At 70.0% G+C, this 10,975-nt stretch carries 12 protein-coding genes and 1 pseudogene; 6 read left to right on the forward strand and 7 right to left on the reverse strand.

From position 1 onward, the window contains the following. Position 1: 1 nt before the first annotated feature. The 7 genes and pseudogenes from ACWCXB_RS05195 to ACWCXB_RS05225 all read right to left on the reverse strand — a co-directional run bounded on the left by ACWCXB_RS05195 (position 2) and on the right by ACWCXB_RS05225 (position 6,349). A complete protein-coding gene (locus ACWCXB_RS05195; RefSeq protein ID WP_450719167.1) occupies positions 2-829 on the reverse strand; it encodes an MlaE family ABC transporter permease in 828 nt (275 codons plus the stop codon). Positions 830-832: 3 nt separating this feature from the next. After that, positions 833-1,603, reverse strand: coding sequence for an MlaE family ABC transporter permease (locus ACWCXB_RS05200; protein ID WP_385419184.1), 771 nt, complete (start codon positions 1,601-1,603; stop codon positions 833-835). After that, entirely contained in the window at positions 1,600-2,523 is a 924-nt protein-coding gene (locus ACWCXB_RS05205) for an ABC transporter ATP-binding protein (protein ID WP_450719169.1), read from the reverse strand. Before ACWCXB_RS05205 ends, ACWCXB_RS05200 begins: the two co-directional genes overlap by 4 nt. Before the next feature lie 323 nt (positions 2,524-2,846). Further along, a pseudogene (locus ACWCXB_RS05210) lies at positions 2,847-3,194 on the reverse strand (helix-turn-helix domain-containing protein); the annotation flags it as partial. Positions 3,195-3,312: 118 nt separating this feature from the next. Next, positions 3,313-4,035: a DinB family protein gene (locus ACWCXB_RS05215; protein WP_450719171.1), complete on the reverse strand. Its 723-nt coding sequence runs from the start codon at positions 4,033-4,035 to the stop codon at positions 3,313-3,315. Between the two features lie 199 nt (positions 4,036-4,234). Next, complete coding sequence (locus tag ACWCXB_RS05220; RefSeq protein WP_450719173.1) at positions 4,235-5,242, reverse strand: sigma-70 family RNA polymerase sigma factor; 1,008 nt, start codon at positions 5,240-5,242, stop codon at positions 4,235-4,237. Positions 5,243-5,293: 51 nt separating this feature from the next. Continuing rightward, positions 5,294-6,349, reverse strand: coding sequence for a lytic transglycosylase domain-containing protein (locus ACWCXB_RS05225; RefSeq protein ID WP_450719175.1), 1,056 nt, complete (start codon positions 6,347-6,349; stop codon positions 5,294-5,296). Positions 6,350-6,561: 212 nt separating this feature from the next. Here ACWCXB_RS05225 and ACWCXB_RS05230 point away from each other — a divergent pair, with 212 nt between their 5' ends. From ACWCXB_RS05230 to ACWCXB_RS05255, 6 genes are all read left to right on the forward strand, one after another. Continuing rightward, on the forward strand, positions 6,562-6,813 hold the full coding sequence (locus ACWCXB_RS05230) for a thiamine-binding protein (protein WP_385419230.1): 252 nt from the start codon (positions 6,562-6,564) through the stop codon (positions 6,811-6,813). Next, positions 6,810-7,187 carry a helix-turn-helix domain-containing protein gene (locus ACWCXB_RS05235; RefSeq protein ID WP_450719177.1) on the forward strand — a complete coding sequence of 126 codons (378 nt, stop codon included), beginning with the start codon at positions 6,810-6,812 and terminating at the stop codon, positions 7,185-7,187. Before ACWCXB_RS05230 ends, ACWCXB_RS05235 begins: the two co-directional genes overlap by 4 nt. Before the next feature lie 155 nt (positions 7,188-7,342). Further along, a complete protein-coding gene (uraD, locus tag ACWCXB_RS05240) occupies positions 7,343-7,855 on the forward strand; it encodes a 2-oxo-4-hydroxy-4-carboxy-5-ureidoimidazoline decarboxylase (RefSeq protein ID WP_450719179.1) in 513 nt (170 codons plus the stop codon). Continuing rightward, positions 7,852-8,265, forward strand: a complete 414-nt coding sequence (gene uraH, locus ACWCXB_RS05245; RefSeq protein WP_450719181.1) for a hydroxyisourate hydrolase — start codon at positions 7,852-7,854, stop codon at positions 8,263-8,265. Before uraD ends, uraH begins: the two co-directional genes overlap by 4 nt. A gap of 5 nt (positions 8,266-8,270) precedes the next feature. After that, positions 8,271-9,194, forward strand: coding sequence for a factor-independent urate hydroxylase (pucL, locus tag ACWCXB_RS05250; protein WP_450719183.1), 924 nt, complete (start codon positions 8,271-8,273; stop codon positions 9,192-9,194). 227 nt (positions 9,195-9,421) lie between these two features. After that, a complete protein-coding gene (locus tag ACWCXB_RS05255; RefSeq protein WP_450719185.1) occupies positions 9,422-10,813 on the forward strand; it encodes an 8-oxoguanine deaminase in 1,392 nt (463 codons plus the stop codon). Positions 10,814-10,975: the final 162 nt, after the last annotated feature.

Below are 10,975 nucleotides of genomic sequence, written 5' to 3' on the forward strand. Positions count from 1 at the left end.
CCTACCCCGCAATCCGTACGGTCGTGTTGGCGCCCCAGATCGCCAGGCTGAGGAAGAAGTCCAGGACGTTGATGGCGACGATGGAGGTACGCACCGCACGGCCCACCGCGACCCCCACACCGGCCGGTCCGCCGCTCGCGTAGTAGCCGTAGTAGCAGTGCACCAGGATGATCACGACGGCGAAGACGATCACCTTGCCGAAGGACCAGAGCACGTCGACCGGCGGCAGATACTGATGGAAGTAGTGGTCGTACGTGCCCGCGGACTGACCGTAGTAGCCGGTCGTGATGGTCCGGGCGGCGAAGTACGAGGACAGCAGCCCGATCACGTACAGCGGGATCACGGCGACGAAACCGGCGATCATCCGGGTGGTCACCAGGAACGGCAGCGAGGGAACGCCCATCACCTCCAGGGCGTCGGTCTCCTCGCTGATCCGCATCGCACCGAGCTGCGCGGTGAACCCGGCGCCGACCGTCGCGGACAGCGCGAGCCCGGCCACCAGCGGTGCGATCTCCCGGGTGTTGAAGTACGCCGACAGGAACGCCACGAAGTTGGACGTGCCCAGCTGGTTGAGCGCCGCGTATCCCTGGAGGCCGACCTCGGTGCCGGTGAAGAACGACAGGAAGGCGATGACGCCGACGGTGCCGCCGACGACGGCGAGCGCGCCCCGGCCGAAGCTCACCTCGGCGAGCAGCCTCAGGACCTCCTTCTTGTAGCGGCGCAGGGTGCGGCCGGTCCAGGCCAGCGAGCGCCCGTAGAAGGACAGTTGGGTACCGAGCTCCTCCAAGGAACGGAGCGGGCGCCCGACGAGACGGTTGATCAGCGCCATGCCTCAGCCCCTCTGCGGAACGATCTGGAAATACACGGCGGTCATCACGAAGTTCGTCACGAACAGCAACATGAAGGTGATCACCACCGACTGGTTCACGGCGTCGCCGACGCCCTTCGGCCCGCCCTTCGCGGTCAGACCCTTGTACGAGGCGACGATCGCGGCGATCGCGCCGAACACCAGGGCCTTCAGCTCGGCCGCCCACAGATCGGACAGCTGGGCGAGGGTGGTGAAGGAGGCCAGATAGGCGCCGGGCGTGCCGTTCTGCAGGACGACGTTGAAGAAGTAGCCGCCGGCCACGCCGACCACCGACACCAGCCCGTTGAGCAGCACCGCGACCACCATCGAGGCCAGCACCCGCGGGACCACCAGCCGGTGGATCGGGTCGATGCCCAGCACCTGCATCGCGTCGATCTCCTCACGGATCTTCCGCGCCCCGAGGTCCGCGCAGATCGCGGTGCCGCCCGCCCCGGCGATCAACAGCGCGGTGACGATCGGCGAGGCCTCGCGCAGCACCGCCAGCACCGACGCCGCACCCGAGAACGACTGGGCGCCGAGCTGCCGGGTCAGGCTGCCGATCTGCAGGGCGATGACCGCGCCGAAGGGGATGGAGACCAGTGCGGTCGGCAGGATCGTGACGCTCGCGATGAACCAGGCCTGCTGGATGAACTCCCGTACCTGGAAGGGCCGTCGGGGGAGCGTCCTGATGACGTCCAGGGCCATCGCGAACAGGCTGCCGGAGTGTCTGAGCGCGCCGACGGGGGAGAGGCTCATGCGTGCGTCACCGCCTCACGCTTCGCGATGGCCTCCCAGCGGGGCGGCCGGGTGATTCCGGGGCTCGGCAGCAGCCGGGGTGTCATGCCCCGCGCACCGGCGTCGTTGCCCTTGCCTGCGTCGATCTGGGCCAGCTCCTGCTCGACCTGGGCGGCGTCCTTCTCCTCCGCCATGCCGATCGGCCCCTGCATCCGTCCGTTCAGGAACTGCCGTACGACGGGCTCGTCGCTGGTCAGCAGCCGTTCGCGGGGCCCGAACATCACCAGCTCCCGGCGGAACAGCAGCCCGATGTTGTCCGGGACCTGGCGGGCCGAGGCGATGTCGTGGGTGACGATCAGGAAGGTGGCGTCGATCTGTGCGTTGAGATCGACGATCAGCTGGTTGAGGTAGGCCACCCGTACCGGGTCGAGCCCCGAGTCCGGCTCGTCGAAGAGAATGATCTCCGGGTCGAGCACGAGGGCCCGCGCCAGCCCGGCCCGCTTGCGCATACCGCCGGATATCTCACCGGGCAGCTTCTCCTCCGCGCCGATCAGCCCGACCATGTCCATCTTCTCGAGGACGATGCGTCTGATCTCGCTCTCCGGCTTACGGGTGTGCTCGCGCAGCGGGAAGGCGATGTTGTCGTACAGGTTCATCGACCCGAAGAGGGCACCGTCCTGAAAGAGGACGCCGAACAGCTTCCGCACCTCGTACAGCTCGTGCTCGCGGAGCCTGGTGATGTCCCGGTCCGCGATCCGGATCGACCCGCGTTCCGGCTTGAGCAGCCCGACGAGCGTCTTGAGGAACACCGACTTGCCCGTGCCCGAGGGGCCGAGCATGACCGAGATCTCTCCGGCGGGCAGCGTCAGCGAGACGTCCTGCCAGATGACCTGGTGGCCGAAGGACTTGGTCAGCCCTTCCACACAGATCTCGACACCCATCCGGTACACCCTTCAGCCGTGGAGCAGCTCCGACATCTGCTCTACGGGGAGGGGCGGGGTGTCCGTCGCGACGAATTCCGAAATTTTTTACGAGGGCGCAACGGGGCGCGAACGCGGGTGTGCGCCACGGGTGCGGTGCGAGGGCGGCTGGTGCGTCGCTGGACGGGCCTATCAGCCGATCCCGCCTGGCTGGACGCATCACTCCGCACCGCGCTGCTTGCCTCACCTGACGCGCTCTTCAGTGGCCCAAAGGCGGCTTGGCTCCCGTGACTGCCGACGCAGCGGCGGACCGCAGGCGGCTCCTGCTGGACTGCGGGTGACATCAATGCCGCGGCCGCCTTCGCGCGGGCCGCTCGGACGGCGTCCTGGCAGGTCGGCGCCAGGGCCGCGAGAACGTCGACGGCCTCGCTGATGTACCGGTAGGCGGTGGTGACCCCGACATCGAACCCGGCGGCGAGCTGGGCGTAGGTGTGGCCGCAGCGCAGGTGGGCCAGGGCGAGCAGGGCATGGCGGCCGGTGGTCAGCCGGCGCCATCGGGTACCGCGGTCGCGGCGGCGGACGCGCAGGCGGGTGGACACCAAGCGCAGGGTGGAGCTGGACACGTCGATGCCGGACGGGTGGACAAGTACACGAAGTCCCTGGTGGCAACGGGTTCTTGGTCGAAAACCCATCTACCAGGGGCCTCGCTGCGCGGTCAGCTCAACTGGCAAGCTCACCCTGCAGGTCAAAAATCGCTGACCGGCGTGTGGATCGGAAACGCCATTCAACACCCTCGCGGCGCGCCCGGGCCTACCCGGGAGTCGTGAAGCGGGCCCGCCACAGGTCGCGGAGCAACGCGATCTCGGACATGTGGTGGATGAATTCGAGGTTGGTCGCCGACAGCACGCCAATGTAGGGGTGGTCGGCGTCGTTGCTGTACGGGTACTGCGAGAAGCCGACCGTGTCGAGCTGCTCGTCGGTGACGGCGGCGACGCTGTCGCGCCAGCGGTCGATCACCGCCCAGAACCGCTCGAGTGTCAGGGCGGCGGAGGGGGTGAAGTCGACCATCAGCTTCGGATCCTGCCGCCGTTCACCGAAGGTCCACTCCCATCCGCCCGCGAACTGGAAGTGCAGGTGCCCCAGCCGCCACGCGATGGTCGTGACCGGCACTGCGTCGGGCTCCGGCGGCGCACCGGTGTGGGCCAGGATCTCCTCGACCCGCTCGACACTCACGCTCCAGTCATCGGCGATCTTGGCGACGGTCATGCCGTCGGCGGCCTGGCGGGCGACCTCGGCGTACTCGTTCGCCGGGATGTCCGGGGCGCCCAGGTCGAGCACCCACTCGCCCGGCCCGAACGCCCTGGGCGTCGCCGCCTCGCCCCGGCGCCGGAGCGACCAGCAACCGGGCACCGGCTCCCACAGGTACTCCTCGTCGCCGAGCCCCGCCAGCCGCACCTGGGCCATCTCCCTGGCGTGGTCGAACTGTTCGAGCAGCAAGCCCAAACGGTCGGTCCGCGCACCCCCAGTCTCCATGCGTGGCTCCCTTCGCGGTCGCGTCTCGTACCTCACTGCGCTCAGGCGGAGGCTAACGGCTCACCTCACGGGGCGCGACCGATTTCCTCGCCCACGAAGCGGTGCAGCACCACCCGCATCACCGCACTCGTTCAGGCCGTCCTCACCCTCCACGTGACCTGCTCAAGCTGAGACTGGAAAGGCTCACTCGCAAGTGCCGTCACGGCGTGGGCACGTCCACCGGGACGGCCGGTGCGGCCGTAGGCGCAGACGGCACGGGCGGCGTGGACAGCTCCGGCACGGCCGGCGTAGCCGGGAGAGCCGGGAGAGCTGGGATGTCCGCGCTGGGAAGCGGCAGCGGCGGACTGGGGAGCGGTGGCAGCGAGGCCTCCGGGATGGCGGCCGGCACCTTCGGGACGTCGGGAACTGGCAGCGACGGCAGTTGGGGCAGCAGCGACGGCAGGGCGGGAGGCTCGATGCCGGACGCCCCGGGCGACGCCGCCGGGCTCGCGGCGGGGTCGGCCGCCGGTGGGCGCACTCCGTCGGCGTCCGCCACGCGGACCTCCGCGGTGTCCGACGTGGCCGGCGAGGGGGCGGGCCCGTTGCCGTCCTGGCCGTACGGCAGGACGAAGCCCGCGACGACCAGCGTGGCCGCCGCCGTCGTCGCCACGGCCACCGCCTGCGCGTTGCCCACGGCTCGCGGTCGGCAGCGCTCGCAGAGCCACACGGCGAGCCCCAGCGTGGCGGCCAGCGAATTGCGCAGCGTCCGGCGGGCCCGCGCCAGTAGGGACTCGACGGTGCGGTAGCTGAGGCCCATCTTCACGGCAACCTGTCCGACGTCGAGGTCCTCGGACTTCAGCCAGAGCGCCTCGGCCTGGCGGGCGGGCAGGTCCCCGCTGCGTACGGCCAGCCAATTCGCCTCGGCCCGGTCGCACACCACGTCCTCGACGGGCGCCGGGCCCGGCGTGATCAGCGTCGGGCTGCTGCGCACCTCGGCCTCGCGGTGGAACTGCCGGTACCGGTCGACGCACAGCCGCATGGTCACCGTCGTCAGCCAGGCGCCCAGCCGCTCGTCGTCGAGGTGGGGATTCTCCGCGGCACGCAGCATCGCCTCGTGGACGGCGTCCTCGGCGTCCTCGAGGCTCATGGATCTGCGGCGGGCCACCTTGAGCAGCTGCTCCCGGTGGCTCCACGCGCGCTGCCACCGGTCCTGAGACGTTTCCGCCATGAGGGCCCCTTCGCGCTCACCGCCGGTTCCTGCCGCCCGGCGAACGCGACATTACCGCTGGGTATCGGGGCTTGTGGAGGGGGTGGCGGCCATCGAATCCGTACCGTTGCCGACCAGCGGAGTCATGCTCGGCAGCACCCCGTCACCGGGCAGCTCAACACCCGTTCCGGGGAGGGGAATTACGGGCGTCTGCGGCTGCTCCTCCTGACCGCCCGCGGGATGGGTCCCGACGGGCGTCGAGGGTGAGGGCGAGGGAGCGGGGGCAGGGGACGACGGCGCGGCCGGGGGCGGCGACTGCGGCCGTGCCGGGCGGGAGGACTCCGGGCCGGGGCGGCCGCCTGCTCCACGGGCCCCGGCTCCTCCACCGTGCTGGTCCGGCACGACGCGGTGGCCTTCGAGGTAGTACGCGAACCAGGCCCTGACCGTACGGAGGTAGGCCGTCGAGTGGTTGTAGGCGAGGATCGCGCGGTCCAGGCCGTACGGATCGGAGAGGTCCCTTCCGCCCGCGCACAGGTAGCGGCCCGCGGCGAGGGCCGCGTCGTGGACGTTCTGCGGGTCGGCCGCTCCGTCCCCGTTGCCGTCGGCGCCCCAGGCGGCCCAGGTCGACGGGATGAACTGCATGGGCCCGACCGCGCGGTCGTACAGGACGTCCCCGTCGTACCGGCCGCCGTCCGTGTCCCTGATCGCGGCGAACCCGTTGCCGTCCAGCCGTGGCCCCAGAATCGGCGCGAGAGCCGTGCCGTCCGGGGCCACCCGGCCGCCGCGCGCATGCCCGGACTCGACCTGGCCGATCGCGGCCAGCAGCTGCCAGCGCAGACCGCAGCCGGCGGCCTCGACCATGAGCGCAGTCTCCGCCCGCCGGTACGCGGCGAAGACCGTGGCCGGCAGGGCCCCGGCCGCCCCCGCGGCGGCCCCGTTTCCGTCCGAGACGCGGTCCGTCCCGCCCCCGCCCCGTGTCCGCAGCGGCGGCAGCTCGGTGCGGTACGCGCCATCGCCCGCCACGCCCGGCCGCCCGGGTGCGGCGGACGTCGTTTCGCCGCCGGTAGGGGATGCCTGAGCCCCCGGCGCCTGGGAGGCGGTCAGTGCCGCCATGGCCGCAGCCGCCATCGCCGTACCCCTGACACCCCTGACACCTCTGCTCCTGTGCCGTGCCATCCCGCAGTCCCCTCCCTGTCCTGAGGCCGTACCGGAGATGAGGGCCGGTACGGCTTCCGTCACCCGCTCTACGCCGGGCGGACATCGGTCCGTCGCGCGGAACCTGCGCGATTTCCGGGCCGGGCGGCAGACGTCGGCGCGGGCAGGCTTAACGTGGGGGCATGGTGCGACTGAGAGTGGAGTTCACGACCGAACCGTTCGACCTGGAGGAGGCCCCCGCCCACGCCCTGGTGGCACGGGAGGTCATCCAGGCGGCAGATCTCGACGCCGTTGACGTCGGGCCGTTCGGCAATACGGCGGAAGGCAGCGCGGACGAGGTCCTCACCGCCGTCGACTCGCTGCTGCGCAAGGCTCTGGGAGCCGGCGCCACCCGGGTCTCCCTTCAGGTCAATGTGATCGGGGAGGGCGAGAAGTGACCGAGTCGGCAGATCACCCGCTGGTCATCGCGGTGAAGCCGCTGGTGGACGCCATGGGCGCCGAGATGCTGCTGCCCGAGCAGGCGGGGCGCGACGACGTCGTCCTGGCCTGGGAGGGCGTCGAGGTCGTCGCCGTACGGCTGCCTCAGCTGTCCGAGTCGCTGGACCACATCCTGGTCGCGCTCGAGCGCCGTCACGGCATGCCGTTGTCCGCGCTGGACCGCAAGACCAAGCAGTCGGTCGTCCGGCTTCTGGAGGCACGCGGTGCCTTCTCGGTGCGACACGGGGTGGAGACGGTGGCGAGTGCCCTCGGCGTCAGCCGCTTCACTGTGTACAACTATCTGAACAGGGAAAATGCCGCGAAGAGTGAGTAGAACATGACTTCGTGTACATGGCCGCCGTCCAGATGTCGGGACGGCGGCTTTTGTGTCAACGAAGTTTCAACAAAGTGTTGACGGAGCGTTGGTGGAGGGCGTTAGCTATCCGCAGCCCGTCCGACGCACAGTGCAGAACAGCCACGGAGGCTCCTGTGTCTTCGACTTCCGTACCGGGCCTCGCCCGGTTCAACACCTCGCCGGACAGTGCGGCCCAGGCCGCGCTGCACGAGGTGTGTGCCAGCTCGGCGTGGGGGAGCAAGCTGCTCGCCCAGCGCCCGTACGCCACCGTGGAAGCCCTCTTCGCAGCCAGTGACGCCGCCATGGCCGAGCTGACCGCCGAAGATCTGGCCGAAGCGATGGCGGGGCACCCGCCGATCGGGCGCCCGAAGCCCGGGGACCCGACATCCTCCCGCGAGCAGAGCGGAATGGCCGGCGCCTCCGATGAGCTCAAGGTCGAAATGCTCGAACTCAACCTGGCGTACCAGGAGAAGTTTGGCCACGTCTTCCTGATCTGCGCCACCGGCAGGACCGGTGAGCAGATGAGGGACGCCGTCCGCGAGCGGATCGGGAATTCGCCCGAGCGGGAGCGGGAGATCGTCCGCGCCGAGCTGGGCAAGATCAACCGTATCCGGCTGGCCCGTCTCGTGGAGGAAGAGAACCGATGAGCACCGAGACGACCGCGTCGGTGTCCACGCACATCCTGGACACCAGCATCGGCCGCCCCGCCGAGGGTGTCGCCATCTCCCTGTCGGCCCGCGCCGGGTCCGACGCGGAGTGGGCCGCGCTCGGTGGCTCCGCGACCGACGCGGACGGGCGCTGCAAGGACCTGCCGGCGCTGCCGGAAGGCACCACCCACGTACGGCTCGACTTCGAGACCGAGCCGTATTTCTTGAATGAGCACAGCTCGAAGAAGCAAGCCGAAGCCCAGCAGGACGCCCCCGCGAATCGGGACAGCGGTGCCGCCGGGGTGTTCTTCCCGGAGGTGGCGATCACCTTCGCCGTCGTACCGGGCGAGCACTACCACGTACCGCTGCTGCTCAACCCGTTCGGCTACTCCGTTTACCGAGGGAGCTAGCAGACATGCCCACGATTCTGGGACAGAACCAGTACGGCAAGGCCGAGAACCGCGTCGTCAAGATCACGCGCGACGGCGACACGCACCACATCAAGGACCTGAACGTCTCGGTCGCCCTCTCCGGCGACATGGACGAGGTGCACTACTCCGGCTCGAACGCGAACGTCCTGCCCACGGACACCACCAAGAACACGGTGTACGCCTTCGCCAAGGAGTACGGCATCGAGTCCGCCGAGCAGTTCGGCATCCACCTCGCCCGCCACTTCGTTACCTCGCAGGAGCCGATCCACCAGGCGCGCATCCGCATCGAGGAGTACGCCTGGGAGCGCATCGAGACCTCCGACGCCAACTCCAAGTTCATCGGCGCGGACGAGGTCAAGCACTCCTTCGTCCGCAAGGGCCAGGAGACCCGGGTCACCCAGATCACCTACGACGGTGAGCAGTGGGAGGTCATCTCCGGCCTCAAGGACCTGGTCGTGATGAACTCGACGAACTCCGAGTTCTGGGGTTACGTCAAGGACAAGTACACGACCCTCCAGGAGGCGTACGACCGCATCCTGGCCACCCAGGTGTCCGGCCGCTGGCGGTTCAACTGGACCGACGACGAGCAGCGGATGCCGAACTGGGAGAAGTCCTACGAGCAGGTGAGGAAGCACATGCTCCAGGCCTTCGCGGAGACCTACTCCCTCTCCCTGCAGCAGACGCTGTACCAAATGGGTGCGCGCATCATCAACCACCGCTCGGAGATCGACGAGGTCCGCTTCTCCCTGCCGAACAAGCACCACTTCCTCGTCGACCTGGAGCCCTTCGGGCTCAAGAACGACAACGAGGTCTACTTCGCGGCCGACCGCCCGTACGGCCTGATCGAGGCCACGATCCTGCGGGACGGCGTCGAGCCGCGGATACCCGTCGACATGACCAACCTCTGACGCGTGGCCGGCGCACGGACCCCCGCCCGATCGGGGGCGGGGCCGGGCGTCGGCAGCGTGGTTCGCTTGACACGTGTACGCCGCACCTGTCCGCGGCGGCGTGCCCGTACCGGCCCCCCACCAGCACTTCACTCTCTCGGCACCCACGGCTCCCGGCTGTGGCACTCAAATCCCCTTAGGGTCCTGCCGTGCCCTCACCGCCACTGCAAGACAAAGGACGCACCGCCATGGCAGCACCGGCAGCAGCCCCGCGCATCGTCATCGAGAACTGTGCGATCGCGACCGTAGACGCCAACGACACCGAGTACGCCTCCGGCCACGTCGTCGTCGCCGGTAACCGGATCGAGTCGATCGGCGCGGGGAAGGCATCCGAGAACCTGGAGAACGTGGTCCGCCGCATCGACGGCACCGGCCACCTCGTCACCCCGGGCCTGGTGAACACGCACCACCACTTCTACCAGTGGATCACCCGGGGCCTGGCCACGGACCACAACCTCTTCAACTGGCTGGTCGCGCTCTACCCCACGTGGGCGCGCATCGACGAGCAGATGGTGTACTCCGCCGCCCAGGGCTCGCTCGCGATGATGGCCCGTGGCGGTGTCACCACCGCGATGGACCACCACTACGTGTACCCGCAGGGCTCGGGCGACCTCTCCGGGGCGATCGTCCGCGCGGCCTCCGAGATGGGCGTCCGCTTCACCCTGGCCCGTGGCTCCATGGACCGCAGCGAGAAGGACGGCGGCCTGCCGCCGGACTTCGCCGTCGAGACCCTCGAGGGTGCGCTCGCCGCCACCGAGGAGACCGTCAAGAAGCACCACGACGCCTCGTTCGACGCGATGACGCAGGTCGCCGTCGCCCCGTGCTCCCCCTTCTCCGTCTCGACCGAACTGCTGGCGCAGGGCGCAGAGCTCGCCCGTCGGCTCGGCGTACGGATGCACACCCACGGCTCGGAGACCGTGGAGGAGGAGAAGTTCTGCCACGAGCTCTTCGGCATGGGCCCGACCGACTACTTCGAGTCCACCGGCTGGCTCGGCGAGGACGTGTGGATGGCGCACTGCGTCCACATGAACGACTCCGACATCGAGGCCTTCGCCCGTACGAAGACCGGTGTCGCCCACTGCCCGTCCTCCAACGCCCGTCTCGCCGCCGGCATCGCCCGCGTACCGGACATGCTCGCCGCCGGCGTCCCGGTCGGCCTGGGCGTCGACGGCACCGCCTCCAACGAGTCGGGCGAGCTGCACACCGAGCTGCGCAACGCCCTGCTGATCAACCGCCTGAACACCCAGCACCGCGAGCGCGCCCTCAACGCGCGCCAGGCCCTGCGCCTCGGTACGTACGGCGGCGCCCAGGTCCTCGGCCGCGCCTCGCAGATCGGCTCACTGGAGCCCGGCAAGCTCGCCGACCTGGTGCTCTGGAAGCTGGACACGCTGGCCCACTCCTCGATCGCCGACCCGGTGACCGCCCTCGTCTTCGGCGCGGCGGCCCCGGTCACGCTCTCGCTCGTCAACGGCAAGCCGGTCGTCGAGAACAGCCGCCTGCTGCACGTCGACGAGGACGCCATCGCCCGCTCCACGCGGGACGAGGCCCAGCGCCTCGCGCGGATCGCCGCGCAGGCCTAGGGGGTGTCTTGTGGATCAGCCCGGCAAGATCCGCAAGACACCCCCTGACCCCCGGTAGTCCGGACGAGGGGGACGGCCCGCGTCCGGCGGGCGGGGGGGCCGGGGGGGGGCCCGCCCCCCCGGACCCGGGGGGGGGGGGGGCCCACGGGGGGCGCCCCCCCG

The organism is Streptomyces sp. NPDC001514, from assembly GCF_053597075.1.